19 protein-coding genes and 1 tRNA gene are annotated in these 20,164 nt (G+C 64.5%); 4 read left to right on the forward strand and 16 right to left on the reverse strand.

Annotated features, from left to right (window positions below; all coding sequences use genetic code 11):
- The first annotated feature begins 10 nt into the window (after positions 1–10).
- The 3 genes from AC3FKG_RS12100 to AC3FKG_RS12110 all read left to right on the forward strand — a co-directional run bounded on the left by AC3FKG_RS12100 (position 11) and on the right by AC3FKG_RS12110 (position 1,573).
- Positions 11–97 (forward strand) — tRNA-Leu (locus AC3FKG_RS12100).
- A gap of 325 nt (positions 98–422) precedes the next feature.
- Positions 423–857: an Rrf2 family transcriptional regulator gene (locus AC3FKG_RS12105; protein WP_483708457.1), complete on the forward strand. Its 435-nt coding sequence runs from the start codon at positions 423–425 to the stop codon at positions 855–857.
- 104 nt (positions 858–961) lie between these two features.
- Positions 962–1,573, forward strand: a complete 612-nt coding sequence (locus tag AC3FKG_RS12110) for an NAD(P)-dependent oxidoreductase (protein WP_483708458.1) — start codon at positions 962–964, stop codon at positions 1,571–1,573.
- Between the two features lie 49 nt (positions 1,574–1,622).
- Here AC3FKG_RS12110 and AC3FKG_RS12115 read toward each other — a convergent pair whose 3' ends face one another.
- From AC3FKG_RS12115 to ndk, 16 genes are all read right to left on the reverse strand, one after another.
- A complete protein-coding gene (locus AC3FKG_RS12115) occupies positions 1,623–2,186 on the reverse strand; it encodes a phosphoribosyltransferase (RefSeq protein WP_483708460.1) in 564 nt (187 codons plus the stop codon).
- A gap of 124 nt (positions 2,187–2,310) precedes the next feature.
- Entirely contained in the window at positions 2,311–3,651 is a 1,341-nt protein-coding gene (locus tag AC3FKG_RS12120; protein ID WP_483708461.1) for an adenylosuccinate synthase, read from the reverse strand.
- An 86-nt stretch (positions 3,652–3,737) separates the two neighbouring features.
- Positions 3,738–4,889, reverse strand: a complete 1,152-nt coding sequence (locus AC3FKG_RS12125; protein WP_483708462.1) for an ATP phosphoribosyltransferase regulatory subunit — start codon at positions 4,887–4,889, stop codon at positions 3,738–3,740.
- Positions 4,890–5,060: 171 nt separating this feature from the next.
- Positions 5,061–5,972 (reverse strand): protease modulator HflC, encoded by a 912-nt coding sequence (gene hflC / locus AC3FKG_RS12130; RefSeq protein WP_483708464.1) that lies wholly within the window; start codon positions 5,970–5,972, stop codon positions 5,061–5,063.
- Positions 5,973–5,982: 10 nt separating this feature from the next.
- Positions 5,983–7,353, reverse strand: coding sequence for an FtsH protease activity modulator HflK (gene hflK, locus AC3FKG_RS12135; protein ID WP_488743196.1), 1,371 nt, complete (start codon positions 7,351–7,353; stop codon positions 5,983–5,985).
- A gap of 104 nt (positions 7,354–7,457) precedes the next feature.
- Positions 7,458–8,693 carry a GTPase HflX gene (gene hflX, locus AC3FKG_RS12140; RefSeq protein ID WP_483708466.1) on the reverse strand — a complete coding sequence of 412 codons (1,236 nt, stop codon included), beginning with the start codon at positions 8,691–8,693 and terminating at the stop codon, positions 7,458–7,460.
- 254 nt (positions 8,694–8,947) lie between these two features.
- Entirely contained in the window at positions 8,948–9,187 is a 240-nt protein-coding gene (hfq, locus tag AC3FKG_RS12145; protein ID WP_238263859.1) for an RNA chaperone Hfq, read from the reverse strand.
- Positions 9,188–9,397: 210 nt separating this feature from the next.
- Positions 9,398–10,741 carry a ribosome biogenesis GTPase Der gene (der, locus tag AC3FKG_RS12150; protein WP_483708467.1) on the reverse strand — a complete coding sequence of 448 codons (1,344 nt, stop codon included), beginning with the start codon at positions 10,739–10,741 and terminating at the stop codon, positions 9,398–9,400.
- A gap of 225 nt (positions 10,742–10,966) precedes the next feature.
- Positions 10,967–12,136, reverse strand: a complete 1,170-nt coding sequence (bamB, locus tag AC3FKG_RS12155; protein WP_483711504.1) for an outer membrane protein assembly factor BamB — start codon at positions 12,134–12,136, stop codon at positions 10,967–10,969.
- Between the two features lie 67 nt (positions 12,137–12,203).
- The gene (locus AC3FKG_RS12160; RefSeq protein WP_488743197.1) at positions 12,204–12,836 is read right to left on the reverse strand and encodes a tetratricopeptide repeat protein; all 633 of its coding nucleotides are present in this window, start codon (positions 12,834–12,836) and stop codon (positions 12,204–12,206) included.
- Between the two features lie 96 nt (positions 12,837–12,932).
- Positions 12,933–14,303, reverse strand: a complete 1,371-nt coding sequence (gene hisS / locus AC3FKG_RS12165; RefSeq protein ID WP_488743198.1) for a histidine--tRNA ligase — start codon at positions 14,301–14,303, stop codon at positions 12,933–12,935.
- A 47-nt stretch (positions 14,304–14,350) separates the two neighbouring features.
- The gene (ispG, locus tag AC3FKG_RS12170) at positions 14,351–15,643 is read right to left on the reverse strand and encodes a flavodoxin-dependent (E)-4-hydroxy-3-methylbut-2-enyl-diphosphate synthase (protein WP_483708470.1); all 1,293 of its coding nucleotides are present in this window, start codon (positions 15,641–15,643) and stop codon (positions 14,351–14,353) included.
- Between the two features lie 39 nt (positions 15,644–15,682).
- Positions 15,683–16,693, reverse strand: coding sequence for a RodZ domain-containing protein (locus tag AC3FKG_RS12175; RefSeq protein ID WP_488743199.1), 1,011 nt, complete (start codon positions 16,691–16,693; stop codon positions 15,683–15,685).
- Positions 16,686–17,465, reverse strand: a complete 780-nt coding sequence (gene pilW / locus AC3FKG_RS12180; protein ID WP_483708473.1) for a type IV pilus biogenesis/stability protein PilW — start codon at positions 17,463–17,465, stop codon at positions 16,686–16,688. Before pilW ends, AC3FKG_RS12175 begins: the two co-directional genes overlap by 8 nt.
- Positions 17,462–18,616, reverse strand: coding sequence for a dual-specificity RNA methyltransferase RlmN (rlmN, locus tag AC3FKG_RS12185; protein ID WP_483708475.1), 1,155 nt, complete (start codon positions 18,614–18,616; stop codon positions 17,462–17,464). The genes pilW and rlmN overlap by 4 nt, the downstream gene beginning before the upstream one ends.
- A gap of 51 nt (positions 18,617–18,667) precedes the next feature.
- Positions 18,668–19,093 (reverse strand): nucleoside-diphosphate kinase, encoded by a 426-nt coding sequence (gene ndk / locus AC3FKG_RS12190; protein ID WP_483708476.1) that lies wholly within the window; start codon positions 19,091–19,093, stop codon positions 18,668–18,670.
- A gap of 344 nt (positions 19,094–19,437) precedes the next feature.
- Here ndk and AC3FKG_RS12195 point away from each other — a divergent pair, with 344 nt between their 5' ends.
- Complete coding sequence (locus AC3FKG_RS12195) at positions 19,438–20,139, forward strand: Bax inhibitor-1/YccA family protein (protein WP_483708477.1); 702 nt, start codon at positions 19,438–19,440, stop codon at positions 20,137–20,139.
- Positions 20,140–20,164: the final 25 nt, after the last annotated feature.

Below are 20,164 nucleotides of genomic sequence, written 5' to 3' on the forward strand. Positions count from 1 at the left end.
TTCGACACCTGCCCAGGTGGCGGAATTGGTAGACGCACTAGGTTCAGGTCCTAGCGGTGGCAACACTGTGGAGGTTCGAGTCCTCTCCTGGGCACCAGATCAGCGAGAAACCCGCAGCGCTTTTAAAGCCTGCGGGTTTTTTGTTTTCCGCTCTCGCCTCGCACATCTGATCCGGCAACTTGCACTCCTCGATTCGCAGTCTGGTCAGACCGCATGCCCTTTGTTGATCTGTGGCAGCCAAATGACTGCACTGCAGGCGAGTGTATCAGTTTCAGTGGCGATTCCGGCATTCTCCTGCCACCCTTCCGACACAAATCGCAACGTCCGTCATGTCGCCGCACACTAACACATGCGACACGCCCCGACGGATTGACAGACCACCGAATCTGTAACTATCATGGTTTTACATTACCATTCCGACCATGAGCACAAGCAGCCGGTTCGCCGTCGCCGTCCATATCCTTACCTTGCTAGCAAGCGCCAGCGAGCCGCTGCCGTCATCGCTGATCGCCGGCAGCGTCGGAACCAATCCGGCGCTGATCCGGCGGCTGATCGGACAACTGGCCGAAGCCGGACTTGTCACCAGCACCATGGGCAGCACCGGTGGCTCGGCGCTGGCGCGCCCGGCTGAACGCATTACCTTGCTGGACGTGTTCCGGGCAGTCGAAACCACTGCACTGATCGCCCTGCACCAGAGCGCCCCGAATCCGGCATGCATGGTAGGCAGGGAGATCACCGGCGCCCTTCGACTGGTCGCGGACCGGGCCCAGTCCGCCATGGACAATGCCTTGGCGGAGATCACCATTGCCGGCATGCTCGCCGATGTCGAGCATGCCGCCCGGCGCCGCAAGCGCTGATTTTTTTGCCCTGATGTGTAACCACATCAGTTTCATATCGGAGCCGCCACGCACGACGCGGCATTTACCTGACCGACCCTTACCCTGACAAAGAAGGAGCAAACATGAACATTGCCATCATCGGCGCCACCGGCCGCGTGGGAACCCGCCTGATCGACGAAGCCCTGCGCCGTGGCCACCGCGTCACCGCCCTGGCCCGCACGGCCAGCCACTTGCCTGTTCGCAAAGGCCTGATCACACGCGATGTCGACGCAACGGACAGCCACGCTTTGGCGGCCGCCCTGGCTGGCCACGATGTGGCCATCAGCACAGCACGGTTCGAGCAACTGAAGGCACCGCAGGTCATCGGCCCCGTCAAGGCAGCGGGCGTCTCGCGCCTGCTCGTGGTTGGCGGCGCCGGCAGCCTGTTCGTCGCGCCTGGCACGCAACTCGTGGATACACCGGGATTCCCGGCGGCATACAAAGGCGAGGCGCAGGCAGGCCGCGACTTCCTCGATGCCTTGCGCGGAAAATCGGATCTTGACTGGACCTTCCTGTCGCCGTCGGCCTTGTTCGAGCCGGGCGAGCGCACCGGCAAATACCGTGTGGGCCAGGATGCGTTGCTGGCGGATGCTGCCGGCAAGAGCTGGATCACGATGGAAGACTACGCGATCGCCATGCTCGACGAGATCGAGAAGCCAGCGCATCCGCGCCAGCGTTTCACGGTCGGCTACTGAAGTCTGATCGGAGCGGCCCTTGGGCGGGGCCGCCTGTTTCACGACGGCGTCAGCCTTGCGTGCCGTCTTCCGGCGCGCGCTTGCCGCGCTTGAGCCAGGCTGCAAGGTTATGCGGGCGCAGCGTGTCGTATTCCTCGAACGGCTGGTGAATCCAGGGGTTCGACGGCAGGAAGGTCACGTGGTAGTCAGGCTTGACCTTGGAGCAGTCCTTGTACCAGAGCACCGCGGAACGGACTTCCGTCACGGCGGGATAGCGCTCTTTCAGATGCCGCCCCACGCGCTCCAGAGTCACCCCTGAATCGACCAGATCGTCCACCAGCAGGATCTTGCCGGCGAGCTCGCCGCGCGTCATGGTGATGTACTGCGCGATATCGAGATCGCCTTGCAGGGTGCCCGCGGCCTCGCGGTAGCTGCTGGTTGCCAGGATGGCCAGCGGCACATCGAAGATGCGCGACATCTGGTCGCCCACGCGCAGGCCACCGCGCGCCAGGCACAGGATCTTGTCGAACTTCCAGCCCGACTCGTGCACGTTCAGCGACAGACGTGCGATCAGGCGATGGTATTCATCCCAGGATACCCACAGGTTCTCATCGTCGTTTGTTGGCTGATTCATGATTGACTCGCTTGTTCTTCTGGTCGGTTGACCGATATGGCTCGGCCCGCTTGCGCGGGCCGATTTGTTATTGCTGAGCCGCTGCGCTTGTGGCGCGCGGCCTTGGCAACCTGTGTACGCCGGGTCAGGCCAGGTACGGATGACGCAGCAGGATCGTCTCGTCGCGATCCGGGCCGGTCGAAATCATGTCGATCGGAATGCCGACCACTTCCTCCACGCGCTTCAGGTAGTTGCGTGCGGCTTCCGGCAGCGCGTCCCACGACTTCACGCCGAAGGTCGACTCGTTCCAGCCAGGGAACTCTTCGTAGACCGGTTCGCAGCGCGCCACGGCATCCGAACCGCGCGGCAGGATGTCCACGGTCTTGCCATCGAGCTTGTAGCCCACGCACAGGCCGATGCTTTCCAGGCCATCGAGCACGTCGAGCTTGGTCAGGCACAGGCCCGAGACACCGTTGATCTGCACCGAGCGCTTGAGCGCGGCGGCATCCAGCCAGCCGGTGCGGCGCGGACGGCCAGTCACCGAGCCGAATTCCTTGCCGACGTTGGCAAGCCGCACGCCGACGGGATCCTGGCGAGCGGGATTGTCGTTGTCGTACAGCTCGCTCGGGAACGGACCCGCACCAACGCGCGTGCAGTATGCCTTGGTGATGCCCAGGATGTAGTTCAGGCGACCCGGTCCCACGCCGGCCCCTGCGGCAGCCGCACCAGCCACGCAGTTGCTGGAGGTGACGTACGGGTACGTGCCGTGGTCCACGTCGAGCAGCGTGCCTTGCGCGCCCTCGAACATCAGGTTGCCACCGGCGGCATTGACCGCGTAGAGCTCGGCCGACACGTCCGCGACCATCGGCGCCAGGCGCGGCGCGAAGGCTAGCGCGGCGTCGAGCGTCTGCTGGTAGTCCACGGCTTCCGCACCGAGGTACTGCGTCAGCATGAAGTTGTGGAAGTCCAGGTTTTCGCGCAGGCGCTCGGCGAATTGCTTCGGATCGAACAGGTCCTGCACGCGCAGCGCGCGGCGAGCCACCTTGTCTTCATAGGCGGGACCGATGCCACGGCCAGTCGTGCCGATCTTGGCGGCGCCGCGGCGTGCTTCGCGCGCCTTGTCGATGGCCACGTGGTACGGCAGGATCAGCGTCGCCGCTTCCGAGATGCGCAGACGCTTCTGCACTTCCAGGCCAGCGGATTCGAGTTCTTCGATTTCGTGGAACAGGGCTTCGGGCGACAGCACCACACCGTTGCCGATGTAGCAGACCGTGCCTTCGCGCATGATCCCCGACGGGATCAATCGCAGGATGGTCTTCTTGCCGCCGATGATCAGGGTGTGGCCAGCGTTGTGGCCGCCCTGGAACCGCACCACGCCCTTTGCATGGTCGGTAAGCCAATCGACGATTTTTCCTTTGCCTTCGTCACCCCACTGGGTGCCGATCACGACGACGTTGCGTCCCTGGCCTACTGCGGATGCGGACATATTGCTTTGGTCAATAGGTTAAAAACGTATTCTACTCTCGTTGCCGGTCGATTCTCGCTTTTTGGGCAAATGACCGGTATCAAGGCTCAGCGCGGCACAACAACCCAGCCAGCATCCTGGCGCACGAGTTGACGGTCGCAATTGAACTCGTCGAGTTCATTGGTATGCCCGGGCAGCGACTGGATCACGATCTCCCCGGCGGCCCGCAGCGCGACGATCGCGGCACGAAGCGCCGGATCCGCATCCCAAGGTGCGAAAACTGCCTGGGCACGCACTTCAATGGGTGACAGTGCAGCCACCTCGCGCAGGTCCAGCGAAAAGCCGGTGGCCGGACGCGCGCGGCCAAAGGCCTCGCCAACCTTGTCATAGCGGCCGCCCCGCGCCACATAGTTTGGAAGCCCCGCCACATACGCCGTAAACATCACACCGCTGTGATAGTGGTAGCCGCGCAGATCGGACAGGTCGACGTTGACGCTGGCGCCGCGCACCTGCGTCGCCAATGCCGCGAGCTCATCCAGTGCGCGCCCGATCGCCGGGCTGGCGGGCAGCGTGGCGCGCGCGCGGTCGAGGACTTCGACGCCACCGTACAGCGTCGGCAGCGCCAGCAGAGCGTCGCGCTCGGTCTGGGGCATGCCTTGCGTGATTTCGCGCAGGGCCGAACTGTCCTTGGTTTCCAGCGCCGCGAACAGGGCATCTTCGATCTTTCGGATCGAAGGCAGGCCTTCCAGCAGCGCCTCCAGGATGCCAGCATGGCACAGGTCGATGCGGATATCCGACAGCCCCGCCGCCTGCAGCGCAGCCAGCATCAGCTCCTGGATCTCGACATCGGCCTCCAGGCCCGCGTGGCCATAGATTTCCGTGCCGACCTGAATCGGCTCGCGGGTGGCATGGAACCCAGCCGGGCGCGCATGCAGGACGTTGCCCGCATAGCACAGGCGCGTCACGCCGGGCCGGTTCAGCAGGTGCGCGTCGATGCGGGCGACCTGCGGCGTGATATCGGCGCGCAGGCCCATCGTGCGGCCGGACAACTGGTCCACCAGCTTGAGCGTGCGCAGGTCCAGGTCATGCCCGGTTCCGGTCAGCAGCGACTCCAGGTACTCCAGCATCGGCGGCATGACCAGTTCATAGCCGTAGGTGCGGAACAGGTCCAGCATGCGGCGGCGCAATTCCTCGATCTTGCGGGCCTCCGACGGCAGGACGTCGGCAATGTTTTCTGGCAGCAGCCAATGGTTGGACATGATGAATCTCTTCTCTGTATGACACGTTTGCGAGCAGGCCCCAGCCTGCACACCCGGCGAATCGGATACGGCCGCGCGCGTCCGCGCCGTCACTTCAGACACGGACCTCCAGCCGGACAAAACCCCGGCAAGCCGGGGTTTTGTCAACTCGCCACAATTTCAGCGGTCTCGCTAGCGCCGCCCTCCGGACGCACCGCTAGCCGCCGGCGCCGCGGCGCCGCCGCTCGAGCGCATATAGCGGAAGAAGTCCGAATTCGGCTCCAGCACCATGATGTCGCGCTTGTCGCGGAAGGTATTGCGATAGGCTTCCATGCTGCGCCAGAACTGGGCGAACTGGGGATCCTTGCCAAAGGCATCCGCATAGATCTGCGACGACTTGGCATCGCCTTCACCCTTGATCACCTGCGCATCGCGATAGGCTTCGGCCAGTACCACCTCGCGCTGGCGGTCGGCATCGGCGCGAATCTTCTCGCCCTCGGCCGCGCCGGTCGAACGCAACTCGTTGGCCACGCGCTTGCGCTCGGCTTCCATGCGGCGGTACACCGATTCGCTGATGGCCGGCAGCAGATCCACGCGCTTCAGGCGCACGTCGAGGATTTCCACGCCGACCGACTGCGCGTACTCGGCCATGCCGGCGCGAATGTTCTGCATGACCTTCTCGCGCTCGCCTGCGACCACGTCGGCCACGGTGCGCTTGCCGAACTCCTCGCGTGCCACGGCGTCGATACGCTGGGTCATGCGGTCCTGGGCACCGCGCACATTACCGCCAAAGGCGACGTAGAACTTGCGCGGCTCCGTAATGCGCCATTTGACGAACCAGTCCACCACCATGCTCTTCTTCTCGGCGGTCAGGAAACGCTCGCTGGCCGCAACGTCGATGGTCTGCAGGCGGCGGTCCATGAACACCACGTTTTGCAGCGGCGGCGGCAGCTTGAAGTGCAGGCCCGGCTCGCGCACGACCTGCTTGATCTCGCCAAAGGCGAACACCACGGCGTACTGGCGCTGGTCCACCACGAACATCATCGAAGATGCCACGGCCAGCAGGATGAAAGCGCCAATCGCGAAGGAAATCAGTCGGTTCATGACGGTCTCCTCAACGCGAATCGCGGTCACGGTTGCGCAGGGATTCACGCGACCGGATATCGGCAGCCGAATCCTGCGCCGGAGCCTGCGTGCCGGCACTGCTGGCCGGCTGGGATGGCGACGCCGTGCCGCGGTTATCTGCCTGGGCTTGCGCCATCAGCTTGTCGAGCGGGAGATACAGGAGGTTGCTGCCCTGGCGCGCATCCACGAGCACCTTGGTCGAATTGGCGTAGATCTGCTGCATGGTCTCGATATAGATGCGGTCGCGCGTCACCTGCGGTGCCTTGGCGTATTCGCCCTGCACCGAGCGGAACCGAGAAGCATCACCCTCGGCCTGCGCCACCACGCGGGCGCGGTAGGCTTCGGATTCTTCCTTCAGCCGCGCGGCCGTACCCTTGGCGCGCGGAATCACGTCGTTCGCATAGGCCTGGCCTTCGCTGATCGCGCGCTCGCGGTCCTGGCTGGCCTTGTTCACGTCATCGAACGCGGCCTGCACCTGCTCGGGCGGCTGCACGCTCTGCACGTTGACCGAGATGACACGGATACCCGTCTTGTACGCGGTCAGGATCGACTGGATCGATTTGGCCAGCCCCTGCGCGATCTGCTCGCGATTCTCGTACAGCACCGCATCCATCTTGTTGCGGCCGACGATCTCGCGCACCGAGGTTTCGGCGGCCTGCGTCACGAGTTCCTCGTCGCCGCCACGATCGGTCTTGTTGAAGAACAGGAACTCGCTGGCGTCCTGGATGGAGTACTGGACCGTGAAGCGGACGTCGATGATGTTCTCATCCTGCGTCAGCATCGACGAGTCTTTCAGGTTGCTGTCCTTGATGGACGTGGAGCGGCCCACCTCCACCGAACGCACGGCCGACAGGTTGACGACTTCGGCCGATTGAATCGGCCAGGGCAGGCGCCAGTTGATACCGGGACCCGTCGAATACTTGAACTTGCCGAACTGCAGGATCACCGCGGTCTGGCCTTCCTGCACCATGAAGAAACCGCTGGCCAGCCAGATACCCACCACGGCGGCCACCACTACGCCAACACCGACGCCCGAGCCCTTGCCCGGCACGCGCGGGCCGCCGAGGCCCTGGTTGCCGCCACCGCCGTTCTCCTTGCGTCCGAGCAGCCCGTTCAGGCGCCGGTTGAAGTCGCGCCAGAGCTCGTCGAGATCGGGCGGACCATCCTGCGGCCGCTGGTGCTGACGGTTCGCATCACGGTCGTTCCCGCGGCTGTCCTTGTCATCCTCATCCTGGCCGTCGCGTCCCCAGCGAGGATCGTTCAGCGAGAAGATTGCGCGCAGGCGCTGCCATCCCGCATGCAGCGGAAAGCGGCCGCCCGGGGGCTGGCTCGATTCAGGATTCCGGGAGAACTGGGGCATGAAGTGCACGGGTCCGGGGAAGTTTGTAACTGGGGGATTCTAGCAGTCATCTGCGCCACTTTTGGCCAAATCGCGCAAACCGGCCCGAATCTCGCCGAAATGGCTCAGGACTGGACGCGATCATCGGGATCGCGCCCCTCGTCCCTGTCAAATTCGTCATCTTCCACGCGCGGGCCCTGCTCCGATAGCCGCGGATCGAACGGCGCCGGTTCAGGCGGCTGGTTTGCCAGCCACTGCGCGACTTCGACGATGGACTGCCGCAACGCGTCCAGGCCCACGCCCTCGCGGGCGCTCAGAAACACGCGCGTCGGCACGCCGTTTTCGTCGCGCTCGATACGCGCGCCCTGCTCCTGCAATTCCGGCGCCGCATCGATCTTGTTCATCACGACGATCTGCGGAATTCCGGAGGCGTCGATTTCCGCCAGCACCCGGTTCACCTGCTCGATCTGCTCGTGACGCACCGTACTCGAGGCGTCCACGACATGCAGCAGGAGATCGGCGTGCACGGTTTCGTCGAGTGTCGCGCGGAACGCCTCGACAAGCTGGGTAGGCAGGTCGCGGATAAAGCCGACCGTATCGGACAGCACCACGTTGCCGAGCCCGTCCAGGAACATCCGGCGCGACGTGGTATCGAGCGTCGCGAAGAGCTGGTTGGCCGCATAGGCGCCGGCCTTGGTCAAGGCATTGAACAGCGTCGACTTGCCCGCGTTGGTATAGCCGACCAGCGAGATGCTCAAGGTCTCGTTGCGCGCACGGGCACGCCGCTGCGTGCTGTGCTGCCGCTGCAGCCGGGCAAGGTCGGTCTTCAGCCGCTTGGCCCGGGTATCGAGCATGCGGCGGTCCAGTTCGAGCTGGCGCTCGCCAGGTCCGCCGCGCATGCCGATACCGCCCTTCTGCCGCTCCAGGTGACTCCACGCACGAACCAGGCGCGATGCCTGGTACTGGACCTGCGCCAGCTCCACCTGCACCTTGCCCACATGGCTCTGGGCGCGCTGGGCAAAGATATCCAGGATCAGGCCGGTACGGTCGATCACATGGCGCTGGAGAAAGCGCTCCAGGTTACGTTGCTGCGCCGGGCTCAGGGCATGGTTGAACACCACGATGTCGGCATCCAGCGCATCGGCGGCCTCCTTCAGCTCCTCGGCCTTGCCCGAGCCAATGAACAGCGCAGGGTCCGGCCGCGAGCGCTTGCCGGTCAGCGTATGCACCGGCATGGAGCCTGCGGTGGTGGTCAACAGGGCAAGTTCGCTCAGGCTTTCCTGAAAGTCGTGCTTGCCGAAATCCACGCCAACGAGAATGGCACGTGACGGTTCGGTGTTGGAGGTAGCTCTGGGATCCAAGCGGGCGGCGCTACGCGCGAAGAAAGACGGTTTTGGGAAGATGGCCGGAACTGGCCGGATTCTGAGACGGGAGCGGGCCGGTACAGGCACGCGCTCCCTTGCGCGATTGAGGCGCCGGCATGGCAGGCAGCCAGTCCGGTTCACCGCGAGCCGGCCGCATGCGCGAACCGGAGGCCGGCACCGCCGCAACGTCGGGTGGCGTGTGCGCGATGCCGGCTGTCGAGGGCCGCAACGACTTGCGGCCCCCGGGAAGATCAGCCTTCGGTCGAATCATCCACGCGGAAATTGACCGCGCGAGCCGGGACGACGGTGGAAATTGCATGCTTGTAGACCATCTGCGTCACGGTGTTACGCAGCAGCACGACATACTGGTCGAACGATTCGATGTTGCCTTGCAGCTTGATGCCATTGACGAGATAGATGGAAACCGGCACGTGCTCTTTGCGCAGCGCGTTCAGGAACGGGTCTTGTAGCAGTTGCCCTTTGTTGCTCATGGCACACTCCAAATTTATAGGTTTAGTGGTGATTAATGGGGACGAAAGTCCCCGGTTCAAGTCATGCGGCGCAAGCTCGCGCCAGAAAAAAGATCAAAAACAGTACCAAAGCGGCATCAGCGCGCAGAGAACCCCCTGCTTACGCAAATTTAGCCGCAGTTCCAAACGAACGCAAACGAAAACTTGCCTCGCCATGCACTCGCCCGGAACTCAGTCTTTCGAGTCCGCATACGGGTTTTTGTTCGTGCGAAATTCAATGCGAAGAGGGGTGCCCTTCAACTTGAACGCCGCGCGGTAGCGGTTTTCCAGGTAGCGCCGGTAGGTCTCGGAAACGCTCGACAAGGCGTTGCCGTGGATCACGATGATCGGCGGGTTGGATCCGCCCTGGTGCGCGTAGCGCAGCTTCGGCCGCGATACGCCGGCGCGCTTGGGCTGCTGGAACTCCACCGCTTCCTGCAACACGCGCGTGAGCTGCGGCGTGGGCAGTTTGACCATGGCCGCGGCATAGGCGTCGTCGACCGAACGCATCAGGGCGCCAATGCCTGTGCGTTCCCGCGCAGACACGAAGTGGAAATTGGCGAAGCTCAGGAATTGCAGCTTGCGCTCGAGGTCATGCTTGATGCGATCGCGGGTATGCCCATCGAGACCATCCCACTTGTTGACGCCCACTACCAGCGCTCGGCCGGACTCGACGATAAAGCCGGCGATATGGGCATCCTGGTCGGAAATATCCTGTTGCGCGTCGAGCAGCAGGATCACGACGTTGGCGTCGGCGATCGACTGCAGCGTCTTGACCACCGAGAACTTCTCGATCGCTTCGAACACCTTGCCGCGCCGCCGCAGGCCCGCCGTGTCGATCAGCGTGTACGGCTTGCCGCCACGCTCGAACTCCACGTAGATGGCGTCGCGCGTGGTGCCGGGCATGTCGAACGCAATCACGCGCTCCTCGCCGATCAGCGTATTCACGAGCGTCGACTTGCCGACGTTCGGACGGCCGACGATGGCGATCTTCACGCCCTTGCCGCTGTCGTCCTCTTCCTCGGCCAGCTCCGGACGCTCCTGAATCGCCAGTTGCAGCGCTTCGTCCACGAGCTCGCGAACGCCGTCGCCGTGCGCCGCCGAGATCGCATAGGGATCGCCCATGCCGAGTTCGTAGAAATCGGCCGCAACCGAGGTGTACTTCATGCCCTCGGCCTTGTTGACGGCCAGCATCACCCGCCGGCCGGTCTTGCGCAGGTAGTCCGCGATGGCGCGATCTTGCGGCGCCAGGCCCAGCCTGCCGTCGACAATGAAGATGACCACGTCCGCCTCGACCACGGCCTGCTTGGTCTGCTTGGCCATCTCGGCGACGATGCCTTCCTTGACCACCGGCTCGAAACCGCCGGTATCGATCGCAATGAAGGGACGTTCGCCAATACGCCCTTCGCCGTAGTGGCGGTCGCGCGTCAGGCCCGGCAGGTCGGCGACAAGCGCGTCGCGCGACCGGGTCATGCGGTTGAATAGCGTCGACTTCCCGACGTTCGGGCGGCCGACAAGTGCAATAACTGGTTTCATGCAATAAACGGAAACGGGGGCCGGCACCTGCCGCCCCCCTGGAACTCCGGAGTCAGTTGATCCGACGGCGCCTCATGCAATAAATGCATGGCCAGCCGCTTCTCCTGTCGGGTGGAACGTAGCCCCAGGGCCCGCTCCGTATTTCGCCGCACGACCAGGGATCATGCTACCGGAATTGGCGCAGCCCGTACCGACAGGTGTACGGCCTGCGCTGCCATCGATGGCTCAGTCCGGCACGTAGCCGTAGACGTCGCCGTCGCGGGTCTGGACGACCAGCGTCTGTCCTGCCACCACCGGCGCGGCGCTGATGGCGCTGCCATCGGTCTTCATGCGCGCCACTTCGGTGCCATCGTCTCGCGAGAGGAAGTGCACATAGCCTTCGAAGTCGCCCATCACCACCGAGCGGCCCAGCACCAAGGGCGCGCCGAGGCGGCGATAGCGCAGTTCGTTGTTCTTCCAGCGCTCGTTGCCGTTCTGGCGATCGAATGCAAATACCACGGACTGTTCGTCGCTGGCATAGATGGCATTGTCATCCTGGGCGAGGCCGGTCGGCGACGAGAAATCCTTGCCCCATTGCGGCTGGCCGCTGGCCAGTTCCAGGCAGGCGATACGGCCCTGGAAGGTCGTGGCGCAAACCTGGCGGCCGCTGACCATGGGCTGGCCGGTGACATCGTTCAGGCGCTCGATCTCCGAAACACCCTTCGGATACGATACCGCGCTCTCCCAGCGAAGCACGCCATTGCCCGGCGTCAGGACGCCCAGCTTGCCGCCGGGGAAGCCCATGACTATGCCGTCACCGGCGAACACCATGCCCATGGCGGCGCGCAGGTTCAGCGGCGTCTGCGAACGCTGGTAGATCCAGCGCCGTTCACCAGTCTGGGCGTCCAGCGCGAGCACCCGCGTATCGGTAGTGCGCACCACCACCACGCCGTTGCCGACCAGCGGCGCCGACAGGACTTCGCCGTTGACCTGCTTTTTCCAGATCTGCTTGCCGCTGGTGTCGAAGGCGTAGACCGCGCCCTTCTCGCCTGCCACCGCCGTCACGGACCCGTCACTGCCCGGACCGGTGGTGATGTCGACATCGGTCTTGGCCTTCCACAGCGTACGGCCGGTGGCCCCGTCCAGCGCCATGATGTTGCCATTGTTGGCCGACACGTACACGTTGTTGCCGGCCGCGGCCGGCTGCAGCGCATACGGGCCGCTCTTGCCGACATCCGCCTTCCAGGCCTGACGCACGGACAGCGTCGCCGACACCGGCTTCAGTTCGGCCGGCGGATGCTTGTTCTCCTTGCTGAACAGCGAGCAACCGCCCAGCGCCACAAGGCAGGCGCCGGCGACGAACGCACGGGCAATCTTGCGGCGCGAGTCGCCTTGTTGTTCGGCAGCGGAGAGCATTGACGTCATAAGGTTAGGATCCTGCATTGGTTGGTGGCGGATGTCCTTCACGTAGAGCGGCACTCGGTCAGGCCGCGCCAAGCGCGTCGAGCTTGAACTGGATGATCTGGCGCATCGACTGATCGTCGGCGCCCAGCTTGTCCAGCGCCTTGCGGTAGGCCGCGCGCGCGTCGTCGCGCTTGTCCTGCGCGGCCAACAGATCGCCCTTGCGGTCCGCATACAGCGCGACGAACGGTCCCGGCGGCTCGTCCTTGAGCAGCGCCAGGCCCTTGTCGTAGGCCTTTTCGTCGAGCAGCACGCCGGCAAGGCGCACGCGGGCGATCAGCGCGTACTCGCCGTCGCCATGATCAATGGCCCACTGCAGCTGCGTCTTGGCAGCCGCGAGGTCGCCCGCATCGTACAGCACCTTGGCGGCCACCAACGCGCTCATCGGACCATACGCGGTCTTGCCGAACTTGTCTTCGAGGTCGCCGGCGGCGCGCTTGACGCGCTCGGCATCGCGGCCTTCGGCGGCCTTGACCACCTGGTCGTACAACACGGCCGCCTCGGAGGCCTGCTTGCGCTCCCAGTACTTCCAGCCGTTCCAGGCGGCGAACGCCAGCAGGGCGGCAATCAGGAGCCACGTCAGGGCATTGCCGTACTGACGCCACCAGGCCTTCAGGTTTTCAAGCTGTTCCTGCTCTTCCAGATCGTATGCCATGTCGAGGCAATCTCTTGCGTTTGGGTTGGGGTCAAAGGCCGCCCGGGCGGCCTCCGTTTCCTGCTGGACAGATATCGCGGGCCGCGGCTCGCTACGTTATTCGCTCGCGCCGACCATTGCGTCGATCAGGTAATCGACCAGGCCTTCAGCCGGCACCTGCGCCTGCTGGCCACCGCCTTCGGCCTGCGCGGCCTGGCGAAGTTCCTTCACCTGCACCACGCCGGCAGCGACTTCATCGTCGCCGATGATCACGGCATACGCCGCGCCGCTCGCGTCAGCACGTTTCATCTGCGACTTGAAGCTGCCGCTCTTGCCGTCGGTCGTGGCATGCACGACCACGTCCAGCCCGGCGTCGCGCAGGCGCTCGGCGGCGACCATGGCCTGCTGGGACGCGGCCTCGCCCTGGTGCACGAGGTAGACATCGCAGCCCACCGCATCCGGCACCACGCCTTCTTCACGGATCAGCTCGATGATGCGCTCGATGCCCATGGCCCAGCCGCAGGCAGGCGCCGGCTTGCCGCCCATCTGCGCGATCAGCGGATCGTAGCGGCCACCACCGGCAATGGTGCCCTGCGCGCCGAGCTTGTCGGTGATCCACTCGAACACCGTCAGGTTGTAGTAGTCCAGCCCACGCACCAGGCGGGGGTTGATCTTGTACGGAATGTTGTTGGCCTTGAGCAGGCGCTGCACGCCTTCGAAGTGAGCCAGCGATTCCTCACCGAGAAAGTCGATCAGCTTCGGCGCATTGGCCGCCATCTCCTGCAGCGCGGGATTCTTGGTATCCAGCACGCGCAGCGGATTGGTGTACAGGCGGCGCTTGCCATCTTCGTCCAGGATCTCCTTGAACCCTTCCAGGTACTTGATCAGCTCTTCGCGATGCGCGGCACGCTCGTTGGCCTGCCCCAGCGAATTGATCTCCAGGCGCACGCCCACCAGGCCCAGGTCATCCCACAGGCGCTGGCACATCAGGATGATCTCGGCATCCACGTCCGGCCCGGCGAAACCCAGCGCCTCGGCGCCGAGCTGGTGGAACTGGCGATAGCGGCCGCGCTGCGGACGCTCGTGGCGGAACATCGGGCCGGTGTACCACAGGCGCTTGGGGCCGTCGTACAGCAGGTTGTGCTCGATGGTGGCGCGCACGGCGGCAGCGGTGCCTTCCGGACGCAGCGTCAGTTGCTCACCGTTCAGCGAATCGGTGAAGGAATACATTTCCTTCTCGACAATGTCCGTCACCTCGCCGATGCCACGCACGAAAAGCTGGGTATGCTCGACGATGGGCGTGCGAACCTGCTGGTAGCCGTAGGCACGCAGCATCGCGCGCGCGGCGTTCTCGAAATGCTCCCACAACGGGGCATCGGCCGGCAGCATGTCGTTCATGCCCTTCACGCCCTGCAATGCCTTGGCCGGGCGTACTTTCTCTTCTGTCTTGGCGCCGCTTTGCGCGGACGGATTCTCGTTTTGCGTCATTCTGTAGTTATCGTGCTGGGGTGGGGGTCGAGCCGGTCCAAACCGGCTCAGGCCACCGCTTGCTTCTCTGCCCGCGCCGCGCCCGGGCCGTAATGCGTGCGAACGTACTCGTCGACGATCGCCTGGAATTCTTCCGAGATACGCTCGCCGCGCAGCGTCTTGACCTTGACGCCATCCACGAACACCGGCGCCGCCGGCGATTCGCCCGATCCCGGCAGCGAGATGCCGATATTCGCGTGCTTGCTCTCGCCCGGACCGTTGACGATGCAGCCCATCACGGCCACGTCCATCTCTTCGACACCTGGATAGGCCGTCTTCCAGTGGGGCATCTGCTCGCGCAGGTAGGCCTGGATGCTTGCCGCCAGTTCCTGGAACACGGTGCTGGTCGTACGGCCGCAGCCCGGGCACGCAATGACCATCGGCGTGAAGTTGCGCATGCCCATGGTCTGCAGGATTTCCTGCCCGACATAGACTTCCTTCTCGCGCGGTGCGCCCGGTTCCGGCGTCAGCGAGATGCGGATGGTATCGCCGATGCCTTCCTGGAGCAGCACCGACAGCGCCGCCGTCGAGGCCACGATGCCCTTGCTGCCCATGCCCGCCTCGGTCAGCCCGAGATGCAGCGCATAGTCGCAGCGGCGCGCCAGCTCGCGGTACACCGCGATCAGCTCCTGCACCTGCGACACCTTGCACGACAGGATGATCTGGTTGCCCGGCAAGCCGATTTCCTCGGCCTTCTTCGCCGAGTCGATCGCCGAGGTGATCAGCGCCTCGACCATCACGCTTTGCGCGGGCCAGGGCTCGGCGCGGCCGGCGTTCTCGTCCATGATGCGCGCCAGCAGGTCCTGGTCCAGGCTGCCCCAGTTGACGCCGATGCGCACCGGCTTGTTGAACCGGCAAGCCATCTCGATCATCTGGCCGAACTGCGTGTCGCGCTTGGCACCTTGCCCGACATTACCGGGATTGATGCGGTACTTCGACAGCGCCTCGGCACAAGCCGGATAGTCCTGCAACAGCTTGTGGCCGTTGTAGTGGAAGTCACCCACCAGCGGCACGTCGACGCCCATGCGGTCGAGCTGCTCGCGAATGTGCGGCACGGCCGCGGCGGCCTCGGGCGTATTGACGGTGATGCGCACGATCTCCGACCCCGCGCGCGCCAACTCCTTGACCTGGATGGCCGTACCGATGGCATCGACGGTGTCCGTATTCGTCATCGACTGCACGCGCACCGGCGCCCCGCCACCGATCGTGACGATGTTATCGCGCCATGCGATACGCGCCTGGCGCGTTTCGCGGCGCGGCAGCGGGCCGGGCAGTACCGGAAGACAAAGCTGTTCGTTCATAGCGTTACCACCTCGCAATGATGCGGTGCCGGGCTGGCGTCAGGGCAGGGTCAGCCGCGCGACGTTGTTGCGGTTGGCCGCCTTCAGGTCGACCGGCGTGCCGTTGCGGCTCATCGACTCCACGCCCTTCACGTTGCCGATGACCACCTTGTACGGTGCCGCGCCCCCGCCGGAGACCTCCTGGCCGGCCTTGGCGGTGCCGCCCAGCACGACCTTGCCGTTGCGGTCGCGGATCTCGTACCACGTGTCGGACGCGAACTTGATCTGCAGTTCACCCTGTGCCGAGCCAGCCGTCGCGGGCGCCGTCGCGGCGGCCGGCGCGGCCGGCTCCACGGTCGCGGCTGGGGCCACCGCCGCAACCGCTACGGGCACGGCAGCGTTGCTGGCGGCTGCGGCCGGCGCGCTGGCAGGCAACGCCTCGGACGGAGCCGGAGAGTCGGCGCCAGCCATGACCGGCGGCAGAGCGGCCGTCACGGTGCCGGACTCGGACGTCTGAGCCGGCTGCTCCTGCGCTTCGACGTGCGCGGCTGGCGCTGCGCTGTTGCGCGCTTCCAGCCATTGCTTCATATGATCGAGCCCGAACCAGCCGCCCGCCGCCAAGCCTGCGACGACCAACGCCAGCCAGACCCAGCGTCCGCCAGCGCCGGCGCCGCTGCGCCTGCCGAAGCGCCTGCGATCGTCGAACGTCTGGTTGATACCGCCTTCGCGCTGGCGCGCCATCTCGGTCACCTGCACCGGTCGCGGCTGCAAGCGCGCGAGCGAGGCGTCCACGTCGACGTGCAGGATACGCGCATAGGCACGCATCACGCCCTTGGCAAAGGTGACGTCCGGCAACGCGGCCAGGTCACCGGCCTCGACCGCTGCCAGCTTTGGCGCGGCGACTTTCAGCCGGGCGCTCACGTCCTCGACGGACAGCCGTTGCGATTCCCGTGCCTGCGCCAGCAGCGCGCCGATTTCGCGCGCTACGGCTTCACGTTCCGAATCTGTCGCGCCACCGCCGACGTGTCCCGTCGAAGCGGCCTGGCCTGCGGCGCGCTCTTGCTCACTCATCCCATGCTCCTTGTTCGTAGGCGCTCAGTTCGCGCGAGTCGGGAAAACGTTGGCGTAGCTGTGCCACCAGGGCACCCTGCGCTGCCGTGTCGCCCTGACGACGCGCAATGCGCGCACCCAGCCAGAGGGATTGCGCGCTTGCGAATTTACCGTTGTTGACACGCTCGACATACTGCTGAGCCTGCTTCAGATCGCCGCGCCGGTAGTAGACCAGCGCAAGGTTGGTGCTGGCGACCGGGTTGTTCCGGTCATAGCCAAGCGCCGCCTTGAGGTTCTTTTCGGCGTCAGCGCCCGCGCCATTGCGAATCTGACAAGCGCCGAGGCTGATCAGCGGCTTGGCCGGCCCGCCCGCCGAGGGAGCGGACACCGCACGCTCCAGCACCGGGACTGCCTCGCTATAACGCCCTTCCTGGCACAGGAACCAGCCATAGTTATTGAGCAGGTCGCCATCGTTGCCGCGCATCGAAACCGCCGTGCGGAAGCTGTCGTCGGCCAGCGCCTTCTCGTTCATGGCCATGTAGGTCAGCGCCCGCACATGGTAGGCATCGGCCATGGTCGGATCAGCGGCAATCGCCTGCTTCACCTCGTCGAGTGCAACGCTGTTCTGGCCGGCTTCAAGGTAATTCGTGGCCAGCTGCAGCCGGATGCTGGCGCGGCGCCGTGCATCGGTCTGGTCGGAAGTGGTCTGGAGATCCTGCGTGGGCGCTGACGGCAACTGGCAGGCGGACAACATCAGCAGCCCCAGCAGGACTGCAGCGATCAGACGGATCATGCAGGGCGAGCCTCCCCAGCTTGGCCAGTCGCGGCGACCGGCACCAAAGGCGTGATCTTGCCGAACTTGCCGCGCTCGGCAAGCCGGGTGCGATCCTTGACTTCCCCGGCCAGCTGGCCGCACGCCGCGTCGATATCGTCGCCACGCGTCTTGCGGATCGTGGTCACGATGCCGGCATCCATCAACACCTGCGCAAAGCGCCGGATCTGTTCGTTGTTGGAGCGCTTCAGGCCCGATTCGGGGAAGGGATTGAACGGGATCAGGTTGAACTTGCAAGGCACGTCGGCCACCAGCTTCAACAGCTCCCGCGCATGCTCGACGCCGTCATTGACGCCATCCAGCATGCAGTATTCGAAGGTAACGAAGTCGCGCGGCGCGAACTCGAGGTAGCGGCGGCATGCCGCCATCAGCTCGGCCAGCGGATACTTCTTGTTCAGCGGCACGAGCATGTCGCGCAGGGCGTCATTGGACGCGTGCAGCGACACCGCCAGGGCCACCGGCAGGTCTTTCGACAACCGGTCCATCATCGGCACCACGCCAGAGGTGGACAGCGTCACGCGCCGGCGCGACAGGCCATACGCGTTGTCGTCCAGCATCAGCCGCATGGCCGGGACGACCTGGTCGTAGTTCAGCAGCGGCTCGCCCATGCCCATCATCACCACGTTGGAGATGACGCGGTCATCTTTGGGACCACGGCCCAGTTGCTCGCGCATGGCGAATTCCGCCATCCAGAGCTGGCCGATGATCTCGCCCGTGGTCAGGTTGCGCGAAAACCCCTGCTTGCCGGTCGAGCAGAACCGGCAGTTGACGGCGCATCCGGCCTGCGAGGAGACGCACAGCGTGCCGCGCGTTTCCTCGGGGATGTACACCGTCTCCACTGCGTTGCCGTTGCCGACATCGAGCAGCCACTTGCGCGTGCCGTCACCCGACAAATGGTCGGTGATGACGGCCGGCGAGCGGATCTCGGCGCGCGTCGCGAGCTTTTCGCGCAGCGACTTGGCGAGATCCGACATGGCGTCGAAACGGCTGGCACCGAACTGGTGGATCCAGCGTTGCAGCTGCCGCGCACGAAACGGCTTCTCGCCGAGCTCTCCGCAATAGGCGGTGAGCGCGTCCGCATCCAGGTCGAGCAGGTTGACGAGATCGTTCATGACGGCAAACTCAACTTCCGTTTTAGTCCAGGCTTGTGGAAGACCAGACAATCAACGGCTGTAAACGTTCATGCCAGGGAAGAAGAAGGCAACTTCCACAGCGGCGGTTTCAGCAGCGTCCGAACCGTGCACGGCGTTGGCATCGATGCTGTCGGCGAAGTCGGCGCGGATGGTGCCCTTGTCGGCCTTCTTCGGGTCGGTGGCGCCCATCAGCTCACGGTTCTTGGCAATGGCGTTCTCGCCTTCCAGAGCCTGGATCATGACCGGGCCCGAAACCATGAAGTCGACCAGGTCCTTGAAGAACGGGCGCTCCTTGTGGACAGCGTAGAACTGCTCGGCTTCGCCGCGCGACAGGTGCACCATCTTGGCAGCGATGACCTTCAGGCCAGCAGCTTCGAAACGGGCGTAGATCTGGCCGATAACGTTCTTGGCCACGGCATCCGGCTTGATAATCGACAGGGTGCGCTCAATCGCCATGAAAAACTCCGAAAAATGAAGGGGTTACAAATGGATTAAACGAGAATTCTAGCATGAGACGATGACGGTTTCGAGCGCGCCCGCCCTATGCTGGCCCAAGGGAAGCCGGATGCGGCACTGCAACATGCGATGCGACACATTCTTCATATCCCGCGCCGGCCCCATGCACGGAACGCAATACATGCAAAACCGTCAAACATGAGCCACAAACCCGACCACAACTGCATATAAGTGACCGATGTAACACTTTAATCCCCTTGCAATTCCGCAGAGGCGATGCCACATTGGCGATGCGTCGGCACCGGGTTGCCCCGGCGCCTCACCGTTAAGAAACAGGAGTCACCATGGATAACAAGCTGAACACATATGGATTCGGCAATGCGTCGACGGTCAGTGACGTCGTCGTGCGCAACCGGGTCTTGCGCAACACTTACTGGCTGCTGGCCATCTCGATGATCCCGACCGTGCTCGGCGCGTGGATCGGCGTGGCGAGCGGCTTCAGCTTCATGGCGGGTAGCCCCGGCCTGTCGCTGATCCTCTTCCTGGGCATCGCGTTCGCGTTCTTCTACGGCATCGAGAAGACCAAGAACAGCAGCATGGGCGTGGTCCTGTTGCTGGCCTTCACGTTCTTCATGGGGCTGATGCTGTCGCGCCTGATTGGCGCGGTGCTGCAGTTCTCGAACGGGCCGGCACTGATCATGTATGCCTTTGGCGGCACCGCGGCCGTATTCGGCGCCATGGCCACCATCGCCACGGTCAGCAAGCGTGATTTCTCCGGGCTGAGCAAGTTCCTGTTCGTCGGCGTGATCCTGCTGATCCTGGCCAGCGTGGCCAACATCTGGCTGCAACTGCCGTCGCTGATGATCACGGTGTCGGTCATCGCCATCGGTATTTTCTCGGCCTACATCCTGTTCGATGTGCAGCGCGTGGTGAATGGCGGCGAAACCAACTACATCACCGCGACCCTGGCGATCTACCTCGACGTCTACAACGTGTTCACGAACCTGCTGGCCCTGCTGGGCATTTTCGGCGGCAGCCGGGACTGACACCGCTTCGGCGAAGATGAGAAAA

The sequence above is a fragment of the Cupriavidus sp. 22TCCZM04-2 genome (assembly GCF_057798895.1).

What these genes read in the sequence shown, in the direction of transcription:
- hflC (WP_483708464.1), bottom strand. Translation starts at nt 5,972, where the DNA reads ATGAACCGACTGATTTCCTTCGCGATTGGCGCTTTCATCCTGCTGGCC.
- der (WP_483708467.1), bottom strand. Translation starts at nt 10,741, where the DNA reads ATGAAACCAGTTATTGCACTTGTCGGCCGCCCGAACGTCGGGAAGTCG.
- rlmN (WP_483708475.1), bottom strand. Translation starts at nt 18,616, where the DNA reads ATGAACGATCTCGTCAACCTGCTCGACCTGGATGCGGACGCGCTCACC.
- AC3FKG_RS12125 (WP_483708462.1), bottom strand. Translation starts at nt 4,889, where the DNA reads ATGTCCAACCATTGGCTGCTGCCAGAAAACATTGCCGACGTCCTGCCG.
- AC3FKG_RS12110 (WP_483708458.1), top strand. Translation starts at nt 962, where the DNA reads ATGAACATTGCCATCATCGGCGCCACCGGCCGCGTGGGAACCCGCCTG.
- AC3FKG_RS12105 (WP_483708457.1), top strand. Translation starts at nt 423, where the DNA reads ATGAGCACAAGCAGCCGGTTCGCCGTCGCCGTCCATATCCTTACCTTG.
- hfq (WP_238263859.1), bottom strand. Translation starts at nt 9,187, where the DNA reads ATGAGCAACAAAGGGCAACTGCTACAAGACCCGTTCCTGAACGCGCTG.
- hisS (WP_488743198.1), bottom strand. Translation starts at nt 14,303, where the DNA reads ATGACGCAAAACGAGAATCCGTCCGCGCAAAGCGGCGCCAAGACAGAA.
- bamB (WP_483711504.1), bottom strand. Translation starts at nt 12,136, where the DNA reads ATGCTCTCCGCTGCCGAACAACAAGGCGACTCGCGCCGCAAGATTGCC.
- AC3FKG_RS12160 (WP_488743197.1), bottom strand. Translation starts at nt 12,836, where the DNA reads ATGGCATACGATCTGGAAGAGCAGGAACAGCTTGAAAACCTGAAGGCC.
- hflK (WP_488743196.1), bottom strand. Translation starts at nt 7,353, where the DNA reads ATGCCCCAGTTCTCCCGGAATCCTGAATCGAGCCAGCCCCCGGGCGGC.
- AC3FKG_RS12195 (WP_483708477.1), top strand. Translation starts at nt 19,438, where the DNA reads ATGGATAACAAGCTGAACACATATGGATTCGGCAATGCGTCGACGGTC.
- AC3FKG_RS12120 (WP_483708461.1), bottom strand. Translation starts at nt 3,651, where the DNA reads ATGTCCGCATCCGCAGTAGGCCAGGGACGCAACGTCGTCGTGATCGGC.
- ndk (WP_483708476.1), bottom strand. Translation starts at nt 19,093, where the DNA reads ATGGCGATTGAGCGCACCCTGTCGATTATCAAGCCGGATGCCGTGGCC.
- AC3FKG_RS12175 (WP_488743199.1), bottom strand. Translation starts at nt 16,693, where the DNA reads ATGAGTGAGCAAGAGCGCGCCGCAGGCCAGGCCGCTTCGACGGGACAC.
- AC3FKG_RS12115 (WP_483708460.1), bottom strand. Translation starts at nt 2,186, where the DNA reads ATGAATCAGCCAACAAACGACGATGAGAACCTGTGGGTATCCTGGGAT.
- pilW (WP_483708473.1), bottom strand. Translation starts at nt 17,465, where the DNA reads ATGATCCGTCTGATCGCTGCAGTCCTGCTGGGGCTGCTGATGTTGTCC.
- ispG (WP_483708470.1), bottom strand. Translation starts at nt 15,643, where the DNA reads ATGAACGAACAGCTTTGTCTTCCGGTACTGCCCGGCCCGCTGCCGCGC.